Here is a 25,680-nt window from a genome sequence, read left to right as displayed (position 1 = left end):
GATCATCGCCGCGGTTACGCCGGACTGGGAAGGTTTGAAATCTCGTTATCCTGAAATTCGTTTGCTGGAAAGCCGCGAGTCGCCGCGACGTCGGTTCGCAGACCCACACGAGTTCCGGGAATGCATCTCAGTCGAACGGCCTGTAAAAGATTGCTCTTACATTGGAAAGATGAGCAGACCTCACCAGGACGACGCGCCCGACCACGTCGCCGACGATCCCGATGCCTCCGACGAGTCGGTAAAGCCAGAGGATGGTGAGGGACCGTTTCCGCCGTTGGCCGGTGAACCCAGGCCGCCGATCGGCAACTGACGACCGACGGGTCGCCTGACCCGTTGGCGAACACGTGCTTGTGAGACGGCAGCGGGGGTACCCGTCTGCACGATGACGAAGATCTCCGACCGGAATGCCACCGATGTAGATCCGTGCGTGCGCGTATACGGGACGCGGGTGCACAATCTTCGCGGCGTCGACGTCGCCGTGCCGCGTGATGCACTGGTCGCGTTCACGGGGGTGTCCGGATCCGGAAAGTCGTCGCTGGCGTTCGGGACCATCTACGCCGAATCGCAACGCCGCTATTTCGAATCGGTCGCCCCCTACGCCCGTCGCCTGCTGATGCCCGGCGGCGCCCCCAAGGTCGACGACATCACCGGGCTGCCGCCCGCCGTCGCTCTCCAGCAACGCCGCGGCTCGGCCACGTCACGGTCGACGGTCGGCACAGTCACCACTCTCTCCAACCTATTGAGGATGCTGTTTTCCCGGGCCGGAACGTATCCGGAGGATGCCACCGAACGGCTCGACTCCGACGCCTTCTCGCCGAATACCGCGGTAGGGGCGTGCCCTGAATGTCACGGGCTGGGACGCATCCATCGAGTCACCGAAGAGACGCTGGTACCGGAACCGTCGCTGACCATTCGCGAAGGCGCTGTCGCCGCTTGGCCCGGCGCGTGGCAAGGCCAGAATCTGCGCGACATCCTGGTCACGTTGGGCTACGACATAGACAAACCGTGGCGGAAACTCCCTAAGCGCCAACGTAATTGGATTCTCTTCACCGACGAGCAGCCCACCGTCGAGATCGACCCGAGCAAGCACCCAGTGCAGGCCGACTATTACTACAACGGCACGTTCTCCAGTGCCGAACGCCATGTCCGCCACACGTTGGCCAACTCCCACAGCGCGATGATGCGTCGTCGCGTGCTGCAATTCGTCGACAGCGTCGAGTGCCCGGTGTGCAATGGGTCGGGGCTGAGGCCCGAGGCGCTGAAAGTGACGTTCGCCGGGCAGACCATCGCCGACTACGCGGCGATGCCGCTGACCGACCTCGCTGATGCGCTGCGTCCCACCGCTTCTCGGACCGACGCCGCCGCGGCCTACGAGTCGACCGAATCCGGGGAGCTGACTGAAGTGGCGACGATGATCGCCGCCGATCTCGTCGCGCGCCTACAGGTACTGATCGACCTCGGCCTGGGCTACCTGACGCTCGGTCGCCGAACACCGACGGTGTCACCCGGCGAGCTGCAACGACTGCGACTGGCCACACAACTGCGCGCCGGCTTGTTCGGCGTGCTCTATGTGCTCGACGAGCCATCGGCCGGGCTGCATCCGGCCGACGCCGAGCCGCTGCTCGAGGTTCTCGATCGGCTACGGCGAGCCGGCAATTCGTTGTTCGTCGTCGAGCACGACATGGACGTGGTGCGTCGGGCGGATTGGATCGTCGACGTCGGGCCCGGCGCGGGGGAGCGTGGCGGCGAGGTGCTCTTCAGCGGGCCGGTGTCCGATCTGGCCGATGTCGACGAATCTGTCACGCGCAGATACCTTTTCGAGCGGACTGAACCGTCGCCGCGTGAACCACGGACGCGATCGGGCCGACTGCGGCTGCGCAACATCTGCTTTCACAATCTGACCGACCTCGACATCGACCTGCCGCTCGGGGTGTACACCGCCGTCACCGGGGTGTCCGGTTCCGGCAAGTCCACGCTGGTGGTCAAGGTTCTCGGCGATGTCGTGCACGGTCATCTCGGCACGGGACGATCCGCCGAGCCCGCCGAACCCGGCGACGACGAAACCGACAGCGGCATCGTCGACCTCGACCACGACGCGAGCATCGGCGTCACGGCTGAGGGCGTCGAGGGAATCAATCGGCTGGTATCGGTCGACCAACGCCCGATCGGACGCACTCCACGTTCGACGTTGGCGACTTACACCGGCTTGTTCGACGCTGTTCGGCGCGAGTTCGCTGCGACGCCGAAAGCGCGTCGACGCGGTTGGACGGCGGGCAGGTTTTCGTTCAACGTGGCCGAAGGTCGTTGCCCGACCTGTCAGGGCGAGGGATTCGTGTCGGTCGAATTGCTTTTCTTACCAGGCACATACGCGACCTGCCCGGCATGTCATGGCGCGCGATACAACGACGAGACGCTCGAGGTGCGTTACCACGACCATACGATCGCCGACGTGCTCGCGATGACCGTCGACGAGGCCTCGGAGTTCTTTGCCGACGTTGCCGGCGCGGCGCGCAGCCTGACCACCCTGCAAGATGTCGGACTGGGATATCTCCGTTTGGGACAGCCCGCAACCGAGCTGTCAGGTGGCGAGGCGCAGCGGATCAAGCTCGCCTCCGAACTACAGCGACCGCGGCGAGGACACACCCTCTACGTCCTCGACGAACCGACCACCGGGCTTCACCCCGCCGACGTGGACCTACTCGATCGTCAGCTGCACCGCCTCGTCGACGCGGGAAACACCGTGGTGGTGGCCGAACACGACATGCGCATGGTCGCCGGTGCGGACTGGGTCATCGATCTGGGCCCGGGAGCCGGCCGCAACGGAGGTCAGGTCGTTGCGGCGGGTCCGCCAACCAAAGTTGCGGGTGCGACGGGCAGCCGTACAGCGCCGTACCTCGCAAAGCATGTGGCGGCTGCCGCTCGATGACGCCTGCGAAGGCGGGCCCTCAGTCCAGCTCGGCGAGAGCTTTACGCGCAGCATCCAACTCGGCCTCGAGGGCGGCGACGCGGGCGGCCTGCTGGGAACGGGCCTCCTCGATGACCTGGTCGATCGGAGTGGCCAAATCCTCATGCAGCTCCTTTGCGGCGCGCGAGACTGCGGCCGCCGCGACCGCGAGGTTGCGCGCCAGGTAACTCGTGCCCTGCTTGAGCTCCGCGTGCCATTCACCGTCGGCGGTGCCGGTGACCGTAAGGGTCAGCTCGAGGGTCTTGGACTTCTTGCCGGCCGTCTTTTTGGCCGGAGCCCTCTTCGACTTCTCCTCAGTGACAGCGCTTGAGCCGGAATCCGCGGATGGCGTCAACTGGTCGACGGACGAGTCCCAGGTGGCAGAAATGTCGGAGTCGGCGTGTGACGCTTCCGTTGTGAAGGTGTCTACAGTCATCATTGGGGCGTTCTTCTCCTAGATATCGGATGGCCGCTGTCGGGCAAAGAATATTAGAACATACGTTCGATACATTCGCCAATCAATGACCGCGGCGGCCTCTGCCTCAAAAAGCCTGTCCTGCAACATCTCTGATGAGTTTGTCCAGGATTTTGCGCATCTTTCGCCATGAAGCACGGGCGCTGATCTACAGGGAGTTCACAGCCTGGTCAAAGGACGGCGTTGGGGCGGCCGTTTAGCGTTAAGCAATCCCAACGGCATCAGGAGGACCCGTGAGCAATTACCTCGTGACGATCGAGTTTGACGACGGTGCTCGGGCGATCACGGAGTACTCGTCACCGAGTGACGTGAGAACCAAACTGGCTGAGGTCGTTCGGGACTTGACCGACGAAAACGGGATCGAGCACTTTCGAAGCGTCACCGTCACCCAAGCGTTGGCTGCCTGAGCATCGCTCCAGGTCCTGGTCAGGCTCGGCGCTTGGTCATTCGCCGCTGAGAGAGGACCTGGCCAGAACAGCCTTGCCGACAGGTGGCTGACTGGGCGACCGCCGGAAGGGGACGGCCGCCCTTGGCAAAGTCCCGCTTGACCAGGACGTCGACCGGACCACCGCATATTGCGCAGACGTCTTCGTCGATCCAGAAATTCGCCGACATGGGTTGGCTCCCGTCTCACCGAACTGCTGTATTTCAGGCTAGAGGGTGCCACACAGGGATCGCCGGACGCCGACCGGCGCGCCATTCGGAGAGTTGGCGAGCCGCTGATCGCGCGATGTCACTGGTGCTTCGAGGCGAAGAATTGCCAGATGGTGTCGGTGGCGTCGAGCGCCGTCGATGGTGCCGGCATCTGGCCGAGGCGTTGCGCGATGGGGCTCGGTTGACCGCCGGGCCACTGATGGCCCGCGCCGTTCACCGTGATCAATTCCACGGTGCGCCCCTCCGCGCAGGCGGCGGTCTGGGTGGTCACGTCTCCGGCGGTCGTCGAATCAGGTTGTCCGCACGCATCGATGGCCCGCCAGGTTGCGTTGACGGACTCGACCGACGGGCCGTCCACGCGCGCCTTCCCGTCGGACGAGAACGCCTTACCCGGCCCGCCGTTATACGGGACTCGCTCGTCGGCCGTGCCATGAATCTGCAACACGGATGTCGGATGTGCCCGCGAGCAGTCGGTCAGCAGTGTGCCCGCAACCGGAGCGATCGCCGCGAATATGTCTGTCTGACAACCCAAGCGGAGCGACATCATCGCCCCGTTGGACATGCCGGTGGCATAGATCCGCGCACGATCGACTGGCATGGCTTGTTCGATGGCACCGACCATTGCGGTGATGAATGCGACGTCGTCGATGTTGGTGTTGTGCGGCTCTCCGCAGCAGCTCCCGGCATTCCATGCGCGCATGACTCCGTCGGGGTAGGCGACCAGGAAACGTCCGGCGTCGGCCTGGCTGTCCCAGTGATACGAGCGCTCGGCCTGAGCTCCGTTTCCGAAGCCGCCGTGCATCATCACCACGAGGGGCGCGCCATTGCCCAGCCCCGGCGGACGGTACAGATGAAAGGTGCGGCTGACACCGCCGACGTCGATGTTGCGGGTTGACTGCCCCTCGGGAATGGATTGCGCCCCCGGCGTCCCGCGCGCGTGGTTGCCGCCGAGGCAACCAGTCAGAACGACGACGAGGGCGGCGAGCGTGCCGACGACAAGCACCCGAAGGTATCGCGACTGCATGCGGCCATCGTCGCAGCCGCAACCAATTTTGACAAGCAACTTGTCAAAGTCATGGCACGTGGCAGACTGTCGGGCCATGGGAGCTGGCCGAAACACCGAGTGGGAGCCGACTGTGCCGGCTCTGCTGAATCTGGTGGCGGCATCCGGCGCGCCCGGACTGCGTGCGGCTTTTGCCGATGCGGGGCTCGAGGGGATCCGCCCCGCACAGGCGGTCGCATTAGTGCCGCTGGCGGCCGGGGGGCTGCATGCGTCCGATCTGGCCGACCGGCTGAAGGTCAGCCGGCAGGCCGTGGCGCAGGTGGTAGCCGTACTCGAACGCCACGACTACGTGGTGCGGAACCCGCATCCCAGTGATGCGCGTGCGCGAATCATCGAGCTGACACTGCGCGGCCGCCAGGCGCTGCGGGTGATGCGCTCCCATGCGCTGGACCTTGAGAAAAGATGGCAGAAAGCGCTGGGGCAGAAGCGCTTTGACGAGTTGCGGGAGACATTGGTGGAGCTGCTCTCAGTCGAGCGCTAGGGCGGGCCAGCGGGTCCGGGTTGGCAGGTGGGGCACCACCAAGTGCGTCGCCGCTCGGGATCGTTGGACACCTCGGCAACCACCTGAATCGTTGTGCCGCAACGCAAACAGGGACGATCGGCGCGCCCGGACACCCAATGCTGCTCACCCTTGCGCTTGATGCCGGTGGTGACCTGCATCGCCCCGGGGACGGTGGCTGAGTGGCGCAGCGCCCGTGCGCCCAGTTGAAGCAGCGCGGGAACATCGACCGCGCCCACCGGCGTCCACGGGTTGTGGCCGCGCAGGAACGCCAACTCGTTGACCCACAGGTTGCCGAAACCCGCGACGCATCGCTGATCGAGCAGTGCGGCCACCAGCGGCCGGTCGGGCTGTTCGGTCAGCCGCCGACTGGCCTCGTCGATGTCCCAGTCGTCGCGCAGCGGGTCCGGACCCAAGTAGCCGACGACGTCGACTTCGTCTCGCGTGCGTAGAAGCTCGACGACCGGGATCTTGACGCCGTACGCCGCGGGCCCATCCGTCCGCAGCACGACGCGGACGTCGAGCATCACCGCTTTAGGTAGCCAACGTCCCGCGTCCGAGACGGTCCACGAGCCCGACATCAGCAGATGCGTATGCAAAGTCAATTCGTCGGAAAGCCTTGTCAGCAGGTGTTTTCCGTGTGTGACGTGCTCCAGCACGGTCAACCCGGCGAGGTCGGCGGTGGCGTGTGCCGGCACCCGCAGCTTGCCGTGAGTCAGGACGCGACCGCGCAGCGCGGCATCGAGCCGACGAGCCAACGCGTAGACGGTGTCACCTTCGGGCACGCCTTCCATGGTCCACGACTGGCTGCGTGCGACAAATCAGCCCTTGCGCAGCTCCTCCAGCCGGGCAACCGCGACGTCGACGTCGGTCTCGTCGAACATCTCGAAGCGGTTGACCAGGTTGTCCTTCACGGTCAGCAGCGCATTTTCGCGCCATTCCGCGCTGAATCCTTCACCCGAGGTCCCGTATGCCACGTGGGTGACGACCACGCCCAATTCGGTCAGGCGATGCACCGTCTCGACGTGAAGCTTGATGTCCGAGGCAACGTCGAGGGTTGCTTGCATATAGGGGATAATCTCGCCGGGTGCAAAAGCGATACCCCGTCGATGGTCGAAACTCTTCAGATCCGTTGACATCGCTGGTATGTCGTGCCGGTTGAACGCGGCGGTGGTCCACATGATCGTGGACCAGGTGTCCGCGTAAGCCGCTGCTTCGCCGGCCAGGTAGCGGGCGTCCAGCTCGTCGAATGCTGCGTCGATCTCGGAGGGGTCGAAGCTGACGCTGTAACAGAGCAAGCCGCGGTCGTCGACCTCGGCGATTTGCAGCATTTCGACGGTAGTCGGCCGGTCAGCGTGCGCGGTGTCGAAATAGACGACGCGCATCAGAGCAAGGCGCGAACCTCGCGTGGCCATCGGCTGGGAGGTCATCTTGATGCTTGTCGGCGTGGCGTTGAACATGGCAAGCACCGCCCGGCGTTGCTCAACCCGGCCTTCAAACTCATCACGCATCCCGCGTCGCCGGTCTTCGTAGCGCATTTCCGAATTGCTCACCGCCACATAATTTTCGATGTCTCGACGATTGAAGGCGTCGATCAGCCGCGCCCAGGCTCGGATAGCGTCGTTCTCGGGCAACGGCGTGCGAATGAGCTCGTCGAATCGTGCGAGTGCGGCGTCGAGGTCTGCCTCGTCGAAAACTTCGACGCGGCTGAGCAAGTCGCCGTCGACGATCTGAAGCTCGATCATGCGCCATTCGAAATCGAAGCCGTCGAGCGAGGCCCCTTTCATCGTTTGGGTGTAGACGGCTCCACGATCGTCCAAGCGATGTACCACCTCGGCGTAGGCGACAAAGTTCGACGTGACGTCCAATGCACCACGGATGGCCGCCCTCAGGTCGACCCCGTCGACCCCCGCCACCAGGCGATGGTCGATATAACCCGGATGTGAAGTAGTTTCGGGGACTTCGCGTCGACTGACCGCCGCTTGAAATTCTGCGATCACCGACCACGTGTGCGCGTGCGCAGCCGCTTCGCCCGCGAGATAACGCGCGTCGAGCTCTTCGATGGCTGCTGCGATGTCGTCGGGATCAAAGACCACGATTGCCGCAGCGCGAGTCGCACTGTCGACTTCGATTACGCCTAGCATTTCGGCGTGGAAGGCGGGCGACTGCCGGTCTTGGGCGGAGAATCGGAAGTTGCCCAACGCGAGGCGTTCTCCGCGGGTCGCAAGGATGGCCGAGTCGATAGTCGCGCTGCCGACCTCGGCGGCGGCCCTCAGCGAGTCGATTTCGGCATCGCGACCATGCCGTAGGCCGGCGTTGACGAGTCGCCTGCGATCGTCGGTGTAGATCTCGTCGGAGAGCAGTTCTGCCGCGGCCGTCCAGTCCCTGGTCGCGAAGGCTGCCCGAAGGCGCTCGATCAGGTGGACTGCGTCGTTTTCCGGCTGCACTGTCCGGCTGAGCTCGTCGAATCGTGCGAGGGCAGCATTGAGATCCGCCTCGTCGAAGACTTCGAACCTGCGAATGAGGTCACCCTCAAATACGAAAAGAGCGACCTCGCGCCACTCGAACGAAAAACCCGCACTCGAGGTGCCGACGAGTACCGATGTGACGACCATTCCGACATCGCTCAACCGGTGTACGGCTTCAACATGGCCCCTGACATCCGGGGCGACGTCATAGGTGGCCCGCACATACGAAGTCGCCTCGCCTGCTGCGAACGCTCGACCGCGCCGATGGTCGATGTTCACCCAATCTGGTGTCGTTGGAAGGACATCGTGCCGGTTATAGGCGGATCGAATCCTTCTAGCGGTCGCCCACGTTTGAGCATGGACCGCCGCCTCGCCGGCTAGGTAGCGCGCGTCGAGTTCTTCGATCGCAGCATCGAAGTCGTTGACGTCGAACGAAACCCGCGCCACGATCCGGTCGTCGGCGTCGACCTCGATGATTCCGAGTACCTCAGCAAAATTCGACTCGGACGGATCACCGACCGAGAAGTGGTCTCGACCAAGCAAAAGGCGATCGCCTCGGGTCGCGACGACCGTCGTAGCGATCGCGGAAACTCCGAGATCGGCGGCCGCTCGCATGCTAGCGACCGTAGCGTCTCGGCCGTGCAACACCCCCGCGCTGACCACTCGGCGGCGATCGTCGTTGGCGATATCATTGCGTAGCGTTCGCGCAACGGCCTCCCAGTCGCGCGCGGCGAAGCGCTCCAAGAAGCGTTCGTAGATCTGGCTTGCTACATTCTCAGGACCTTTTGTCTGAGAGACTAATTCGTCGAACTTCGTAAGTGCGGCGTTGAGGTGTGTCTCGTCGAAAACTTCGATACGGCTGAGCCTGCCAGCATCGACCGTCACGACTTCGATGATTCGCAATTCGGTGTCGAGGCCCTCGCGGGTGGTCGCTTTGACCATCTGGCTGACGACGGCGGCGGAGTCGTCCAATCGGTGCACCGCCTCGACATACACACTGGACTTTGATGACACGCCCCACAACGCACGGAGGGATGCGGCGAGATCAACTCCCTCCACTGAGACGAGCGGCCGGTGGTCGATGTAGACGTGATTCTCTGTGGTCGAGGGTAATTCGCGCCGATTGACCGCGGCATGCATGTCGACGATCAGCGACCACATGTACACGTGGTCGGCCGCTTCACCGGCCGCGTAGCGGGCGTCAAGCTCGGCGATTGCGGCGTCGAAATCTTCGAGGTCGAAGCCGACGCGGGCCGCGATGCGATCTTCCTCATCGATCTCAACGACGCTCAGCGCGTGTGTTCCTCCCCACCGGTCTGAAACGAAGTAGTCAGCGAGTGCAAGTCGCTCCCCGCGGACCGCGATGACAGTTGGTGTCATGCCGGTGACGCCGACGTCGGCGATCGCTTTCAGTGCAGCGATCTCGCCCTCACGACCACGGCTTACACCGGAACTGACCGTGCGGCGACGATCATGCATACAAAAGTCGTTTGCAATCATGCCCGCGATGGCGTCCCAGTCGCGGGTACCGAAATGATTCATGAAGCGTTGCTCCACATGGCTTGCCGTGTTCGCCGGACCGAGGCACTTCGACGTATCAATTGCATCGAATGTGGCGAGCGCGGCATCTAGGTCTGCCTCGTCGAACATTTCGCAACGGTTGATGAGACGGTCGCGGACGGTGATGACGTTAGTTATGCGCCACTCGGCGTCGAACCCGCCGGGTGTAGTTCCGTTAGCAACGTGGGTCGTAATCGCTCCGGCGTCGGTCAGCCGGTGGACCGCCTCGACGTAAAGGTTGGTGCGGGGCGCATCGTCAATGCCGACGCGCAGGTATGCCATTAAATCGCCAGAATTGATGGAGGTAAGGGAACGATGGTCGATGTCGACGAAGTCTGAGCTGACCGCGGGTAATTCATTCCGATTGAGCGCGGCGTAGGCCTGCGCGATGACTGACCAGGTGCGAAAATGCGCTGCCGCTTCACCTGCGAGGTACCGGCGATCAAGCTCCTCGATCGCGGCCTCGAGCTTGTCGGGTTCGAAGATGACAGTTTGTTCGATTCGGCTGTCGCCGTTGACCTCGACGACCGCTAGTGCCGTCGCGGCAAACGCCTCGCGAGACTCGTCGTTGGTGAAGACGAAACGAAGCAGCGCGAGACGCTCGCCGCGAATCGCGACGGTAGACCAATCGACAGTGGCCCAAAGGTCAGCGGTTGCCCGCCAGTTCGCCATGTCCGCGTCGCGTCCTCTTCGAACTCCCGCGTTGACGACCGAGCGGCGATCCTCGGATAACAGATTCTCGGCGAGAAGGTTTTCCATCCCATCCCAGTCGCGCTGCGCGAAGTGATCCGCGAATCGCTCCGAGATTTGAGTCGCCAAGTTCTGTGGTCCGGATTGTCGCCGAGTCAGCCCTTCAAAGCGTGCGAGTGCGGTGTCGAAGTCTTCCTCATCGAAGAGTTCGACGCCGCTCATGCGGTCGCCTGCCGACGTCAACATGACTAGCTCTCGCCACTCGGCATCGAAACCGTCGTGCGTTGTGCCGCGAACCACTTGCGTGACAACCGCTCCAGCCTCGCTCAGCCGGTGCACAGTCGCGACATACATTGACGCGTCAGGCATGAGATCCCATGAGGCATCGAGCCATACAGCGAGATCTCCGGGCGCAAAGCCTCGGGCTCGTCGGTGATCGACATTGAGCGCATCGGGCGTCAACGGCGGCATCTCGTGTCGATTAAGGGCGGCGTAGCCCCGCATCAACGTCAACCACACCTTTGAATACGGTGCTGCTTCGCCAGCCAGATACTGGGCATCGAGCTCTGCAATGGCGCCGTCAAGATCGTCGGAATCGAGCATCAAGCAAACGGACATTCGGCCGCTGTCATCGACTCCGACTAGACTTAGGAGTTCCGTGCTCAATGCATCGAGGTGCTGATCGTTCATGCAAAAGCGCGCACGATCTAGGGATAGCCGGTCTCCGCGGGTTGCGATAACCGTCGATGTGATGTCCTCGGTGCCGATGTCGGCACCCACCCGAATGTCCGCGAGGTTGGCCTCGCGTCCGCGTCGGATGCCCAAACCGACCACCCGCCGGCGATCGTCTGCCACGAGGTCTTCGGCCAACACGTCCGTCAGACCGCTCCAGTCGTGAGTCGTGAAGCAAGCCCTTAGGCGCTCTGTCGCACGGGTTGCCGCGTTCGCGAGCAGGTGTGTGGGCCGTGCGAGTTCGTCGAAGCGGGCGACCGCACGGTCGACGTCCGCTTCGTCGAACAGCTCGATACGGCTTACCAATTCGCCTTCGACCGCGATGATGGCGACGCCCCGCCACTCGGCGTCGAAACCTTCTCGCGATACCTCTTTGGCCGCATAAGTCACCAGTGCGCCATGCCCACCGAGTCGGTGCACAGCCTCGACGTAAGTGCGATTGTTGGGATTAGGGACCGTCTCGGCGCTGATGTAGGTGAACAGGTCATCTGTCCCCATCGCAACTTCTCGCCTGTGATCAACGTTGATCCAGTCTTGGGTGATGGGCGGGAGCTGCTGTCGGTTGATCGCCGCGTAACTCGCCGAGATCACCGACCACGTTGTTGCGTAGGGAGCGGCCTCGCCGGCGAGATAACGGGCATCGAGTTCCGTAATGGCGGAATCAAAGTCGTCGAGATTGAATACGACGCGGGCGATCCCACGTCCGTCAGGGCCGACCTCCAGAACATCGAGATCTAACGACCCAAACCCCTCAGGGCCTTGATCGTGGCCCGCGGTTCGAAGACGGCTAAGAGCCAGGCGCTCACCGCGAGTCGCAACGACCTCCGACGTGACGTCGATACCCACGTCGGCCAACGCAACCATCTCCGCGATCAGTGCGTCTGGGCCACGGCGGACGCCAGAGTTGATCGGACGGCGCCGATCATCGGTGTAGACGCTGTCCGCAAGCAAGTCGGCGATCGCAGGCCAATCGCGAGCGGGGTAGCTCACCTCGAATCGTTCCCAGACACGACTCGCCGCGTTTTGCAGTCGTTTTGTGGGGCAGCACGTTTCGTCGAAGCGCGCGAGGGCGACATCCACATCCAAATCGTCGAAGACCTCTATGCGGCTCACTAGGTCGCCGTCCACTTCCATCAGGGTCGTCCCGCGCCGTTCGGCGTCGAAGCCGTCATGCGAGCTTCCGTTGCCCGCCCAGGTGAAGACCGCGCCAAGGCGGTTTATTCGGTGCACGTTCTCTACGTAGAGATCAAGGGTTTGACCCAGTTCCCATCCGGCCCGCAGATAGTCGGGCCCTTCACCGGGTCCAAAAGCTGCCGCTCGACGATGGTCGATGCTCACGACGTCGGACGTCGACGGGGCGATTTCCCGCCGATTGTGCGCCGTCAATGTATTGGCGATTACTGACCACGTATGCGAGTAGGCGGCGGCCTCACCTGTGGTGTAACGCGCGTCCAGCTCGGCGATCGCGGCGTCAAAGTCCTCGAAGTCGAACACCACGACATGTCCGATCTTTCCGTCGGCGTCGAGCTCGACGAGGTTGGCCGCATCGTTTTGGATCGCTTCCGGATCGCGGCCGGCAGCACGCACTCGAATGAGCGCGAGCCTGTCGCCGCGTACTGCGATGACGCTTTCCATCGTTATCGTGAAACCGAGTTCGGCGGCCGTCCGTAATTCCTCGATCCCGGCGTCACGGCCTTGCCGTACCCCGGCATTCACCACACGCCGACGATCCTCGACAATTTCGTCGTCGGCCACGACTTCGGCGATTGCCGCCCAGTCGCGGACTGCGAAGGATGCCCACATGTGATCGAAGGCCCGCGTTGCGGCATTCGCGAGCCGCGTCGGCGGACGATCGAGTTCGTCAAACCGGCGAAGTGCCTTATCGAGATCGACCTCATCAAAGAATTCGCAACGGTCGAACACGTCGCCGTCGATCGTTGTAAGGCTTAATCCTCGCCACTCAGCATCGAAACCCTGATCGGAAGTGCCGTGCGCCGAAAAGGCGCACACTCCGCCGATGTCTGTCAGCCGGTGGACGGCCTCGATGTAAGGCCGGATGTCTTGGCCTAAATCCCATCCCACGTGTACGACGGCCTTGAAGCTGGTAGGCCCGAACGACGTGCCCCGGCGGTGGTCAACGAATGCGGCCTGTGGGCTTATCGCTGAGAATTCTTGGCGGGCCAGTGCGGCGTATGACTCTGCAATCATCGACCACGCGTGGGCGTGAGACGCCGCTTCGCCGGCGAGGTAGCGAGCGTCGAGTTCTTCGATGGCACTTGCGAAATCGTCTACCTCGAACACCACCAATGCCGTGATGTGCCCCGCGGTATCGGTCTCGATGAGGTGAAGCACGTCGATACGAATCGCGTCCGGGTCCTGGCCTGTGGCCTGAGTGCGTGATAAGACGAGACGCTCACCCCGCGTCGCGACGACATTCGGCGTCAACGTCGTGAAGCCGACTTTAGCGGCAGCTTTTGAGTCTTCGATCTCTGCGTCTCTGCCGAACCGGAGTCCAGCGTTGGTCGCTGGCCGGCGGTCGTCGACAGCAACCTCCTCGTCCAGCAGAGTCGCCATCGAAGCCCAGTCGCGGGACGTGAAGCATTCCCAGAAGCGTTCGGCGACGCGGCTTGCGATATTTTCTAGCCGGCGCGACAACCCGCATAGTCGATCGAACGTCGCGATTGCGGCGTCGAGGTCCGTTTCATCAAAGAACTCGATATGGCAGACGACATCGCCATCGACCATTGCCACGTTGATGCCCTGCCATTCGGCCTCGAAGCCCTGCGCCGAGTTTCCTCGCGCCGCGTAACTGACTACCGCCCCGCGTTCATTCAGCCGATGAACGCTTTCCACAAATGGCCGGATCTCTTGTCTTGTTTCCCGCATGGTCTCGATGAAGGCGCGCAACTTGCTGGGACCGTACGCCGTGGCCCGACGATGGTCGATGGTGACGGCGTCCGGCGTTATCGGGGGTTGCCCGCCGCGGCACATCGCCGCGTACGAACGCGCAATTGGCGACCACGTGTCCGCATAAACCGCAGCTTCGCCAGCCATGTATCGCGCATCGAGTTCTGCGACGGCAGTGTCGAAGTCGTCGAGGTCGAAGACCGCGATCGAAATGATCTTCCCATCGGCGTCAATCTCGACGATGTTCAGTGCCTCGTCCTGGATCGCGTCGGAATCGCGACCCGAGGCTCGTACACGTGTCAGCGCGAGACGCTCGCCCCGAATTGCCATGACGCGTGTCATCGTCAAGGTGAAACCGATGTCACCGGATATTCGCATGCTCTCGATGACGAGTTCGCGGCCCTTTTGGTTTCCGCCGTTCACCACACGTCGGTGATCGGTGCCGTGGAATTCGTCGGCTATCAATTGCGCTACGGCGTCCCAGTCGCCTGCCGCGGAACACGACCAGAACCGTTCGAATACGGCTGTTGCCCGGTTCCCGACACTCGACGCCTGACGACCCGTCTCACGTTCGAGACGCACGTGCAACGCATCGAGCTCCGCCATCGCGGCGTCCAGGTCCTCCACGTCAAACCAAATTTGCCGCGCGACCCGCCCAGTCTCGTCGATCATGTACACCTGAAGAAGCTCGTCGCGCGGTGCCCCCGGGGAATCGTCTGCAAAGCTCGTTGTTAATCGTGAGAGCGCCAGTCGATCGCCCCGCGCAGCTACCATCACATGAGTTACTTGCACAGTGCCAGAGTCGATCTCGTGCCTGAGGTGATGCAGTGCCGTGTCGGATCGCACCGTGAGGCCGACAACCTTTCGCCGACTCTCAACCGTTACGTCTGGAGCGAAGAGTCGATCCACCTCATCCCAGGCCGACCGGTGAATAGCATCCATGACCCGTTCGCCCACCCGAACAGCCTCGTTGTCCGGCTTGATAGGTGGAACCTCGCTGACAACCGGCGCCGCCGGCGGGACCGGTGCCCCGAGAACACTCCGCGCCCTCTCGGCAAGGGCCACAGCGCCTTTGCGCTCGTACAACTCGGCTGCCTGCTCGGCAACGGCGCGGGCCCGCGCGGCGTCACCAGCGGCGTCCAACACCAGCGCCAGCGAAAAGCACGCGTCACCGTGGTCGACCAAGGCGTCGGTGCGCTCGGCCAACGACACCGCAGCTTCGGCAATCCGCCTAGCCTCGTCGTGGCTCCCGCTGCGCGACAACAGATGTGCGCGAAGCACGCGCCAGGCTATCGACGGCTTCAGTGCGTGGCCGGCGAGTTTCTCGCTTTCCGAGCATAATTCGTCGGCCTCATCGGTCCGGCCGACGTTTAGGCATGCGCGCCCCAGCAGCGCGGCGGTCTCGGCGGTGTCGGCGTCAAGACCCATCCGACGAAAACCGTTGTAAGCCTTACGCAGATGCGGTTCGGCCTCGGCCGGTTCCCCGACGACCAATTCGACTATGCCCGCGAATTGCTCGACCTCCATCAGGGCATGACGCAGGCCCAGGTCGGTCACAGTGCGGCGCGCCGCGTCGATCATCCGACGTGCTGCGGCGGCACGCCCCCGGAAGGCCTCTAACACCGCCTGGCAGCGGGTCGAGGTGGCTTCGACGGCAGGGGAGTCGGTCGTAATCCGCAGCAGCCGCACCACATCAAGGCACCGGCCACCGGCCCGCGGAACGGGATTGGGCCCCCAGAGCGCAGCCAGTGGCGCGTTGGCCAGCACGCCGTTAACCCTGCGGTGTTCACCAGCACGCCGAGCCGCCGTCAGCGCCTCGTCTAAGGCGATCTCGCAGTCACCGACCCGCCCGAGCCGGGCCAGGCAGCCGGCCCGCACGGTGTGCGCGGTGGCCTCCCCGGCGGCATCTCCCAACCCGGCCAGCTCCTGGGCGGCCGTGCGTAACGCGGCTTCGACCTCGTCGAGTCGTTCGGGATCCGTCAGCATCGAGAGCTGCCCCTCAAAACAGGTGGCCCATGCCGCGAGCCGAGTGGAATCGACTGTCGCGGATCGCAATTGAGCAATAGCACCCTTGGCTGACGTCACATCGCCGGCGGCGAGTGACGCCTCGCAGCGTGCCACCAGAAGCTGGGCGGCCTGATCCTCCCGATCGGGCAGTTCGTCGTCGATTTCCTCCATCGCGTGCAGGGCGCGGTCATACAGATCGGCGGCACCTTCGTAGGCGAGTCGTGCCATCGCCTGATCGGCGGCTCGTCGGCAGTACTCGACAGCCTTGCTTGCGTTACCTGCCCACGCGCATTCGAAATAGTGGTGCGCCAACTCCGCCAGTCGTTCGTCGTCGTATCCCGGCTGCGCCTCGAGGGTCGCGGCGATGCGTTGGTGTAACCGCATGCGCCGCACTGAGGCGAGTTCGGCGAGCAGCGATTGACGAACGATGGCGTGGTTGAATCGGTATCGGCCGCCGGGTTCTTCGATGATGATGCCGGCCTTGCTGGCATCCTCGAAGGCGTCTACCAAGTCTTGCTCGACGACCTGCTCGACCAGATCGACGGGGAATCGGCTGCCGACGACGGCCGCTGCGGCCAGTGCCTTGTTGGTGGCCTCCGGAAGCCGGGAGAGCCGCCGGCTCACGGCTTCTCTTACGCCTTGCGGCAGTGTGCTTTGATCCCACTTGCCGCCGCTTTCCTCGACGTGGCGCAAAGCCTCGATCAGGAAGAAGGGATTTCCGCCGGTCACTGACGCCAGCGCAGCGGCGAGATCTTCGTCGCCATAACCGGCTTCGGCGACGTAGGCCGTCACGTCCTGCCCGTCCAGCCCAGCGAGGTTGATGCGCTCAGCGGTCCCGTCGCGGTGCAGATCGGCGAGCATCGCGGCAAGTGGGTGAGAACGGTCCAAATCGGTGCTGCGGTAGGTCCCGACGATCTGTACTCGGGCGTGCTCACCGAAACGCAATACGTGCCGCAACAACAACAGGGTTGGCTTGGCCGCCCAGTGCAGGTCGTCAAGGATCAACACGACGGGCGCGCCGGCGGAAGCGGCCTCCATGACCGCGACGACCGCATCGAACAGTGCGTAACGTTCGGTATCCGGATCGGACCGCGTCGGAGCAGCCAAATCCGGTAGCACATCGGTCAATCCGGGAACCAGGGCGAGCAGAGCTTCGACACCGCGCAACGCTCGCAAGCGCTGAGAGCCGATGCACGGCACCAGCGAACGCAGTGCCTCGGCGAACGGCTGGTAGGGCGCACCAAGATCCTCATCGCAGCGGCCGTAGAGAACGATCGCTCCTTGTCCGTACGCCTGCTGCGACCATTCGCCGCCCAAACGCGTCTTGCCCACCCCGGGTTCACCGGCGATGAGCACCGAGCGCGTGCCGCCGGATAAGGCGGCCTGCCAGCCGAACGACAACCGCGCCAATTCCTCGACACGTCCCACGAATGGTCCCGGTCCGGTCAATACCGCCGGTAGCGCTGGCCTTTCGAAGGGCTCCTCAGCTGTCGGCGGCTGTGATCGGCCGTCGTCCGCTTCCACCCGCAGCTCGAATACATGCTCCGGGCGGGCCAGATTCTTGAGGTGCCGCATGCCCAGGTCGGCAAGGACCACATTGTCGGGCAAGGTGTCGATGACAAGTTCCGCGGTGGCCCCGGAGCAGAGGATCTGCCCGCCGTCGGCCAGTGACCGCAACCTGGCGGCACGGTTGACTGCCCGGCCGAAGTAATCGCCGTCGCGGAGTTCGGCCTCGCCGGTATGCAATGCCACGCGCACGCGCATCGGTTCACGCAGTGACCAGGGCTCTTGGGACATCGCGTCTTGCAATTCCATCGCGGCGGCGGCCGCGCCCGATGGCCGGTCGAACACCGAGAACGTGGCGTCGCCTTCGCCGCGGGTCTTGATCAACCTGCCACCGCGGGACGTCACAATTTGTTCGACGAGCTCGTCGTGGCGCGCGAGCGCGACGGCCATTGCGCCGGAATCGGCCTCCCAGGCCGCGGTCGACCCTTCGATGTCGGTCAGCATGAAAGTCACCGCGCGCATCACCGACGAAGCCTGCTGGAGCACCGGAGCATCCAATGCGTTGTCTTGCGCGACGATTGCGGCCTCGAGCCGGCGTAGCTCGGTCCCCGGGTCGACGCCCAGTTCGTCGGCGAGCAACGAACGTGCTCTGCGGTATGCGGCAAGGGCCTCACCCTGTCGCCCGGCGCGGTAGAGGGCGAGCATCAGCTGACCCCAACGCCTCTCGCGGAGTGGCGCGTCGGCCACCGCAGCTTCGAGTTCGCCGATGATCTCCGCTGCGCGACCGGTCGCGAGCAATGCATCGGCGCGATCCTCGACCAACGCGGCATGGCTTTCTATCCAGCGGGTCTTCTCGGCAATGCCCCTCCGGTTATCAGGAAGTTCCGGGGTTCCGCGCCACAGCGCGAGTGCCTCCTCGAAGCACGCCACCGCTTGGGTGATGTCACCGGCGCCAACCGCGTCGCGGCCGGTTTTGGTGAGCTGTTTGTAGCGTGACGCGTCGGTCGCGGGCGGGTTGAGGACCCATCCCGATCCCTGTGTCCTCACGAATCCGTCGCCGAGTGCGCGCCGCAACGCGGAGATATGTGTCTGCAGCGCTTTGGCGGCCGTGCGTGGTGGATCGTCGCCCCACAGCAGCTCCAGCAACGTTTCCGCCGAGACGACAGAACCACCGCTCAAACCGAGCATGGTGAGGACCGCGCGAGGTTTGGCGCCCGGTACCACCACCGCGGCGCCATCGTGCCGGACCTGCAGAGGGCCCAAAACCCCCAGTTCCACGGCTTGAAGCGTACCCATGCACCGATCGTCGGGCAGAGGATTCAACGCACGGTCAAGGTTGAGTAAAGACCGTCGCCACGCCCTCGTCGTCACCACATTCACGTAGTCGCGTGTCCGGGTGGCGAACAAGGCGCCGCGCCGCGTGACGTCCGCGGTCTAGATTCACCGGTTTATGGGTACCTGACCTGTCGGCGCGCCCTTCAGCCATCCGGCGCGGCTGCTCAGCAAGGAGGCAGTACATGACCGAGCGATACACCACCACCGACAGCGGCGCTCCCGCGCCCAGCGATGAGCGATCGCTGACCGTCGGGCCGGACGGGCCCATCCTGCTGCAGGATCATTACCTGATCGAGCAGATGGCTCAGTTCAACCGCGAGCGCATTCCCGAACGTCAGCCACATGCCAAGGGCGGCGGCGCCTTCGGGCATTTCGAAGTCACGAACGACGTCAGTCAATACACCCGCGCCGCTGTCTTCCAGCCGGGCACCAAGACCCAGACGCTGGCTAGATTCTCGACGGTCGCCGGCGAACGCGGCAGCCCAGACACCTGGCGCGACCCGCGCGGTTTTGCGTTGAAGTTCTACACATCCGAAGGCAACTTCGACATGGTCGGCAACAACACGCCGGTCTTTTTCATCCGTGACCCGATGAAGTTCCAGCACTTCATCCGCTCTCAAAAGCGTATGCAGGCAACGAATCTGCGCGACAACAACATGCAGTGGGATTTTTGGACGCTGTCTCCCGAGTCGGCGCATCAGGTGACCTGGCTGATGGGGGATCGGGGTATTCCGAAGAACTGGCGCCACATGAACGGCTACAGCAGCCACACCTACAGCTGGATCAACGCCGCCGACGACATCTTCTGGGTGAAGTACCACTTCATCAGCGATCAGGGCATCGACTTCCTGACGCAAGAAGATGCTGACCAACTGGCCGGTGAAGACGGCGACTACCACCAGCGCGACCTCTACGAGTCGATCGAGGCCGGTAACCACCCGAGCTGGACCCTCAAGATGCAGATCATGCCGTTCGAAGAGGCAAAGACTTACCGCTTCAACCCCTTCGACCTGACGAAGGTGTGGCCGCATGGCGACTATCCGTTGATCGAGGTCGGCAAGTTGACGCTCGACCGCAATGTCACCGACTATCACACCGAGATCGAGCAAGCCGCCTTCGAGCCGAACAACATCGTGCCAGGCACCGGGCTGAGCCCCGACAAGATGTTGCTGGCCCGCGGATTTTCCTATTCCGACGCGCACCGCGCGCGGCTCGGAACCAACTACAGGCAGATCCCGGTCAACACTCCGCACGTCGAGGTCAACAGCTACTCCAAAGACGGCGCAATGCGGATAAAGAACGTCACCGACCCGGTCTACGCTCCCAACTCGTATGGCGGCCCCCATGCCGACCCGGCCCGAGCCGCGGAGGTGCGCTGGCAAGCCGACGGCGAGATGATCCGCGCCGCGTACACGCTGCGCGCCGAGGACGACGACTGGGGTCAGGCCGGCACCATGGTGCGCGAGGTTTTCGACGACGCTGCGCGAGAGCGTCTCGTGCACAACATCGTTGGGCACATTTCCAAGGGCGTCAAAGAGCCGGTTTTATCCCGGGTATTCGAATACTGGCGCAACGTGGATCCCGATATTGGAAAGAAAGTTGAAGAGGAATTCCGATCCGGATAGTCGGATTCGTCCACCGATCGGTGGAATTTCTTGAGTTAACGGCGATATCCAGGGGAAGTGGCTCGCGCTGGCCTCGGCAATGAATTACCGTGCTCTTGACCTCGAATGCTGAGGTTAGGGATACAAGCTTTTCCGATCCGCTCCGGGACGCCTGCTCACGCGCATATTGGATTGGCTTGACCTATCCGTTCGACACGGGGGGCGCCGCATGAGCTACGTCAATGCGGCGTGTTTATCGAATCGCCAAGGCGGCAGCGTCTTTTCGGCAAAGGCGAACCGCGGCGGCGAATACGAGCGTCCTGAATCAAGCGGGACACACCTATGTCACTCGACGCGCTTTCGCGTCGACGCGCCCCGGAGAAACAGTCCATGTCGAAAGTCGCTGTCAGCATAGTTGTTGCGGCCCCGTCAATCCTCGCAAGTTCTTTCTTTCTGCTATCCGCCCCTACCGTCCGGCATCTCGATTACAAACTGGTCGACGACGAAGCGCTGGTCATCATTCCGGTTGACAATCCGGCATACGCCGACGCCGCCGCCGACCTGTATCTGAAAGCGGCGGGGATGACCGTCGATCCCGACTACAGCAACGTAGCAACTCTGGACATGCCGGAGGTCGTCTCGGGCGGCAGCCTCAACGATGCGGTCAACTACGGCGTCAGCGAGTTGGTCGGCAAGATCGAGACTGAGTACGACGCCCATGATTTCAGCGCTGATGACCCGCTGTATGTCTTCGGGTACTCGCAAAGCTCCGTCGTCATCGGCATGGCAGAACAGCAGCTTCATGACTACGGCATCGACAGCAAAGCCTTGGATTTCGTACTGGTGGGTGACAGCGCGTCGTCCCAAGGGGGATTCCTCAATTCCTTCCTCGACGAGTTCCCGACGTCATGGCAGCCATACATTGTCGACTTGTTCAAAGAATTCGGCGCCGACGAGGTGCTGGGCCAGGTCACTCCAAACGATCTCTTTCCGACGCAGGTCTACTCGCTATCGGGAGACGGCTGGTCGATCTACGATCACGGCCTCAACAACGCCGGCTTATTCACCGACCATCTCGAGTATCTCGGCCTCACCACCCAGGAAATTGCATCGGCGGGGGCGCCAGTAATCGACGGCATGACCGAGTACTTCACCATCCAGGACTCGATGGTCAACAGCCTCGAGGCGCTGCTGACCCAGCTGCAAATCGCCGACAGCATCCTGTTCTGATCACTCGGCCGCCGCCTGCCGATAGGCTCCCTCGCGAAGGTGGCACTGGCGCCACCTCAGTGCGGCAGGAGAGTTCGATGGCAGGTCGGTTGTCCGGCAAGGTCGCGGTCGTCAGCGGTGGGGCTCGCGGGATGGGCGCCTCGCACGTGCGGTCACTCGTCGACGAGGGCGCAAAGGTGGTCTTCGGCGACATCCTCGACAGCGAAGGTGAGGCGGTCGCCAAAGACGTTGGCGCACAGAGCCGTTACGTCCATCTGGATGTCACGCGGCCCGAAGACTGGGAGCGCCTGGTCACGGCCGCGGTCGACGACTTCGGTGGCGTGGACATTCTGGTGAACAACGCCGGGATCATCAACGTCGGCATCATCGAGGACTACGAGCTCGCGGAATGGCAGCGCATCCTCGACATCAACCTGACTGGCGTCTTCCTCGGTATCCGCGCCGTCGTGCCGACGATGAAGGCCGCGGGCCGCGGGTCGATCATCAACATCTCGTCCATCGAAGGCATGGCCGGCACCATCGCCTGCCACGGCTACACCGCCACCAAGTTCGCGGTGCGCGGGCTGACGAAGTCCACCGCACTGGAATTGGGACCGAGCGGAATTCGAGTCAATTCGATCCATCCGGGTCTGATCAAAACCCCGATGACCGAGTGGGTGCCAGACGACATCTTCCAGACCGCGCTCGGTCGAGCGGCCGAGCCCAAAGAGGTTTCCAACCTGGTGGTCTACCTGGCCAGTGACGAGTCCAGTTATTCAACTGGTTCGGAGTTCGTCGTCGATGGCGGTTGCACCGCCGGCCTGGGACACAAGGACTTCTCCGCTGTCGACACCGAACAGCAACCCGAGTGGGTCACCTAGTCCGTGACTGCTCCAAATACGTTGCAAGAGCGTTGGTCAACCCTTGACGTGCTTCGTCGAGGTCGGCGAACGAGCCGAGTTGGCGTTCGGACACCAGGCCGCGCATCGCGCCCGGAATAAGCGTGGCGACCTCCCGGACCCGCTGCGGGTCAACGCCCAGATCCGCGAACGCCCGTTGACATGTCTCCTGCCAGCTCTTGCCCCATGAGAACAGCTCGGCCGCGGTACGTGGAAACAGGCGCTCCAACTCGTCGGGCTCGCGGGGGAGTGCAGCCCGCAGATTCTCGATCGCCCGCGAATCCTGCGATGCCAGGCCGTGATACAGCGTGTCGATGATCGCCGCGACCCGCTCCCGCAAGGGGGCTTCCGGCGCAGCGCTGGTGAAGGCCGACATTGTCGCGTCCCGCCGCTCCGCGGTGTGATGCAACACCGCGGCCCAGAAACCGTCGACGTCGCCGAATTGGTACTGCACCGCACCCCACGTCGCGCCGCTCTCCTTGGCGATCCGACTCGCCGATACCGCACCCGGGTCACCAGAGGCCAGCGAGCGCACCGCCGCATCCAGCATCGCCTCGCGGGTGGCCAGGCCGCGTTTGTTGCTGCGCCGCTGCTGCACGTCCGCCGAAGCCATGTCCGCCGATGTTAGCCGCTCTGCAGTGCCGTTTCGACGACTCGCAACTCGGGCACCCCGGGCTACATGACCGAACTGAACGAGGACCCGCTGGGCCGGTCGCAGAAGCTCGAACGCCTGGTCGACGGTCTCGACCAAAAGGTTGCCGAAGAACACGAGGCGCAGGGCGTGCCCGGCAATGCCGCCGAGCGGGAAGACGTGGCAGTTCAGGAGCCGGAAACGGAAGCCCCCGAGCCGCCTGACTGATCACCGGGCCGCCATTTCATAGGACCCACTATGAAAATGCCCGCGAACTCGTTACTATCCCTCACATGGCAAAACCGCCGTTGTCGATGAAGCCGACTGGCTGGTTCCAGGTGGCCTGGTCAGACGAGATCGCGGTCGGTCACGTCCACACGATGACTTATTTCGGCCAGGAGATGGTTGCCTGGCGGGCGGAGTCCGGCGCGGTCACCGTAATGAACGCTTACTGCGAGCACCTCGGTGCGCACCTCGGGTTCGGCGGCAAGGTCGTCGGCGAGGTTCTGCAGTGCCCCTTCCACGGCTGGCAGTGGAGCCGCGAGGGTCGCAACGTGTGCATTCCGTACCAGGATCGCCCGAACCGCGGCCGGCGCATCAAGACGTATCCGGTCGTGGAGCGCAACGAGTCCGTCTACATCTGGCACGACGTGGACGGGCGTGAGCCGTTCTTCGAGGCGCCCGACATCTTCAGCGACTTCCACGACGGCAGCAGCAGCGCCGACTATTACCCGCAGCAGCGACTCTTCCGACAGCGCCTGGAGATGCATCCCCAGTATGTGCTCGAAAACGGCGTGGATTTCGCACATTTCAAATACGTCCACCAGACACCGATCGTGCCTGTCTTCACTCGCCACGACTTCGCCCAGCCGGTCTCCTTCGTCGATTTCACCATCACCTTCGAAGGCGACGACAACCAGAAGATCGAGGACATCGACAGCCGGGTCGAAGCGATCAACGGCGGGCTGGGCATCGCGGTCACCAAAAGCTGGGGGATGATCGACAACCGCACCATCTCCGCCATCACCCCGGTTGACGAGGCCACCTCCGACGTCCGGTTCATGGTGTACATCGGCCGAACGCCCGGCAAGGATTCGGAGCGAGCCGAAACCAAGGCCCGCGAATTCGGCCACGAGGTGATCCGCCAGTTCGAGCAGGACATCGAAATCTGGCGGCACCAACGCTATTCGGACCCACCCGCGCTGGCGCCCGCCGAGTACGAGGGTTTCACCGCGATCCGCAACTGGGCGAAACAGTTCTATCCCGACGGCATCGGTGGCAGCGCTGCCGAGGTGTACGCCGCGTCTGAGAAAGGCTGAAACGAATGACAACACCGCTGAGGGTGTTCCAAGTGGCCACCGGCAACGTCGGGTCCGAGATGATCAAACGCATCGCGCTGCGTCCCGACTTGGAACTCATTGGGGTGCACTGCTACTCGCCCGAGAAAGTCGGTAAGGACAGCGGCGAGCTGGCCGGTACCGCGCCGAACGGGGTCAAGGCGACGGGCAGCATCGAGGAGATCATTGCGGCCAAGCCGGACGTAGTGACGTTCCACGGCGTCTTTCCCGACGAGGACCTTTACGTACGGGTGCTCGAGGCAGGCATCAACATCGTCACGACCGCCGACTGGATCACCGGCTGGCACCGCGACACTAATCACCCGCACCCCTCCGGCAAGCCGGTGAGCCAACTGCTGCAAGAAGCCTGCGAGAAGGGCGGCTCGACGTTTTACGGCACCGGAATGAACCCGGGGCTCAATCAGATTCTGGGGGTGGTCTGTTCGGCCGATGTCGCCGAAATCGAGAACGTCACCACCATCGAATCGGTCGACGTCTCGTGTCACCACTCCAAGGACACCTGGATCGAAGTCGGCTACGGCCTGCCCGTCGACGATCCCGAGATCCCCTCCAAGCTCGAGAAATACACCCGGGTGTTCGCAGACAGCGTGCTGATGATGGCCGACTGTTTCGACGTGACACTCGACGAGGTCAAATTCAGCTACGAGCTGGGCGCTTGCACCAAAGATGTCGACCTGGGCTGGTACACGCTGCCCAAGGGGTCGCTGGGCGGTAACTACATCAAATACCAAGGCATGGTCGACGGGGTGCCGCGGGTGGAGACGCATTTGGAATGGCAGATGACGCCGCACACCGATCCCAGCTGGCACATCAAGGGCTGCTACATCACCCAGATCACGGGCGACCCGTGTGTTTACAACAAGCACATGATCTTTCCGAAGCCCGGTGTGGATCTGTCCGATCCGTCGAACTTCGCGTCCATCGGCATGACCGTCACCGGGATGCCGGCGTTGTCCGCCATCGCCGGCGTCGTCGCGGCACCGCCCGGCCTGCTCACCAGCGCCGACCTGCCGTTACGCGGGTTCGCCGGCCGGTTCAAGCGGTAGGTTTCGCCGGTGCTACAAATGAGCCCTAGCTACACGGAATATTTACCCCACAACCGGCGGGCGTGACAGCCTCGTAACATTCCCGGAACCGAT

The 25,680-nt window shown here is 63.4% G+C and carries 15 protein-coding genes; 10 read left to right on the top strand and 5 right to left on the bottom strand.

Annotated elements, in window-relative coordinates; all coding sequences use genetic code 11:
* Positions 1-169: 169 nt before the first annotated feature.
* Together MKK62_RS24830 and MKK62_RS24825 are read left to right on the top strand one after the other, a co-directional pair.
* Complete coding sequence (locus MKK62_RS24830; RefSeq protein WP_240263258.1) at positions 170-310, top strand: hypothetical protein; 141 nt, start codon at positions 170-172, stop codon at positions 308-310.
* A 72-nt stretch (positions 311-382) separates the two neighbouring features.
* Positions 383-2,926: an excinuclease ABC subunit UvrA gene (locus MKK62_RS24825; protein ID WP_240263259.1), complete on the top strand. Its 2,544-nt coding sequence runs from the start codon at positions 383-385 to the stop codon at positions 2,924-2,926.
* Between the two features lie 19 nt (positions 2,927-2,945).
* On the opposite strand, the gene MKK62_RS24820 is transcribed toward MKK62_RS24825, so the two are convergent.
* On the bottom strand, positions 2,946-3,383 hold the full coding sequence (locus MKK62_RS24820; RefSeq protein ID WP_240263260.1) for a DUF6319 family protein: 438 nt from the start codon (positions 3,381-3,383) through the stop codon (positions 2,946-2,948).
* Positions 3,384-3,652: 269 nt separating this feature from the next.
* Between MKK62_RS24820 and MKK62_RS24815 the strand changes: the two genes are divergently transcribed.
* Entirely contained in the window at positions 3,653-3,826 is a 174-nt protein-coding gene (locus MKK62_RS24815) for a hypothetical protein (RefSeq protein ID WP_240263261.1), read from the top strand.
* Positions 3,827-4,152: 326 nt separating this feature from the next.
* Here MKK62_RS24815 and MKK62_RS24810 read toward each other — a convergent pair whose 3' ends face one another.
* Positions 4,153-5,097, bottom strand: coding sequence for an extracellular catalytic domain type 1 short-chain-length polyhydroxyalkanoate depolymerase (locus tag MKK62_RS24810; RefSeq protein WP_240263262.1), 945 nt, complete (start codon positions 5,095-5,097; stop codon positions 4,153-4,155).
* A gap of 76 nt (positions 5,098-5,173) precedes the next feature.
* Here MKK62_RS24810 and MKK62_RS24805 point away from each other — a divergent pair, with 76 nt between their 5' ends.
* The gene (locus MKK62_RS24805) at positions 5,174-5,617 is read left to right on the top strand and encodes a MarR family winged helix-turn-helix transcriptional regulator (protein WP_240263263.1); all 444 of its coding nucleotides are present in this window, start codon (positions 5,174-5,176) and stop codon (positions 5,615-5,617) included.
* On the opposite strand, the gene MKK62_RS24800 is transcribed toward MKK62_RS24805, so the two are convergent.
* Positions 5,614-6,420: a DNA-formamidopyrimidine glycosylase family protein gene (locus tag MKK62_RS24800; RefSeq protein WP_240263264.1), complete on the bottom strand. Its 807-nt coding sequence runs from the start codon at positions 6,418-6,420 to the stop codon at positions 5,614-5,616. The genes MKK62_RS24805 and MKK62_RS24800 overlap by 4 nt on opposite strands.
* 36 nt (positions 6,421-6,456) lie before the next feature.
* Complete coding sequence (locus MKK62_RS24795; protein ID WP_434084997.1) at positions 6,457-18,801, bottom strand: BTAD domain-containing putative transcriptional regulator; 12,345 nt, start codon at positions 18,799-18,801, stop codon at positions 6,457-6,459.
* A 221-nt stretch (positions 18,802-19,022) separates the two neighbouring features.
* On the opposite strand from MKK62_RS24795, the gene MKK62_RS24790 reads away from it, so the two are divergent.
* The 3 genes from MKK62_RS24790 to MKK62_RS24780 all read left to right on the top strand — a co-directional run bounded on the left by MKK62_RS24790 (position 19,023) and on the right by MKK62_RS24780 (position 22,534).
* Positions 19,023-20,465, top strand: coding sequence for a catalase (locus tag MKK62_RS24790; protein ID WP_240263265.1), 1,443 nt, complete (start codon positions 19,023-19,025; stop codon positions 20,463-20,465).
* Between the two features lie 369 nt (positions 20,466-20,834).
* A complete protein-coding gene (locus MKK62_RS24785; RefSeq protein WP_240263266.1) occupies positions 20,835-21,674 on the top strand; it encodes a PE-PPE domain-containing protein in 840 nt (279 codons plus the stop codon).
* Between the two features lie 77 nt (positions 21,675-21,751).
* Entirely contained in the window at positions 21,752-22,534 is a 783-nt protein-coding gene (locus MKK62_RS24780) for an SDR family oxidoreductase (RefSeq protein WP_240263267.1), read from the top strand.
* On the opposite strand, the gene MKK62_RS24775 is transcribed toward MKK62_RS24780, so the two are convergent.
* Positions 22,527-23,102 carry a TetR/AcrR family transcriptional regulator gene (locus MKK62_RS24775; protein ID WP_240263943.1) on the bottom strand — a complete coding sequence of 192 codons (576 nt, stop codon included), beginning with the start codon at positions 23,100-23,102 and terminating at the stop codon, positions 22,527-22,529. The two genes, MKK62_RS24780 and MKK62_RS24775, sit on opposite strands and share 8 nt — an antisense overlap.
* 129 nt (positions 23,103-23,231) lie before the next feature.
* Here MKK62_RS24775 and MKK62_RS24770 point away from each other — a divergent pair, with 129 nt between their 5' ends.
* From MKK62_RS24770 to MKK62_RS24760, 3 genes are all read left to right on the top strand, one after another.
* On the top strand, positions 23,232-23,411 hold the full coding sequence (locus MKK62_RS24770) for a hypothetical protein (RefSeq protein ID WP_240263268.1): 180 nt from the start codon (positions 23,232-23,234) through the stop codon (positions 23,409-23,411).
* A gap of 65 nt (positions 23,412-23,476) precedes the next feature.
* The gene (locus tag MKK62_RS24765; RefSeq protein WP_240263269.1) at positions 23,477-24,502 is read left to right on the top strand and encodes a Rieske 2Fe-2S domain-containing protein; all 1,026 of its coding nucleotides are present in this window, start codon (positions 23,477-23,479) and stop codon (positions 24,500-24,502) included.
* Between the two features lie 5 nt (positions 24,503-24,507).
* Entirely contained in the window at positions 24,508-25,587 is a 1,080-nt protein-coding gene (locus tag MKK62_RS24760; protein ID WP_240263270.1) for an NAD(P)H-dependent amine dehydrogenase family protein, read from the top strand.
* Positions 25,588-25,680: the final 93 nt, after the last annotated feature.

The organism is Mycobacterium paraterrae (assembly GCF_022430545.2).
In the GTDB taxonomy this organism is placed as follows: domain Bacteria; phylum Actinomycetota; class Actinomycetes; order Mycobacteriales; family Mycobacteriaceae; genus Mycobacterium; species Mycobacterium paraterrae.
This window is presented reverse-complemented; position numbering and strand designations above follow the sequence as displayed.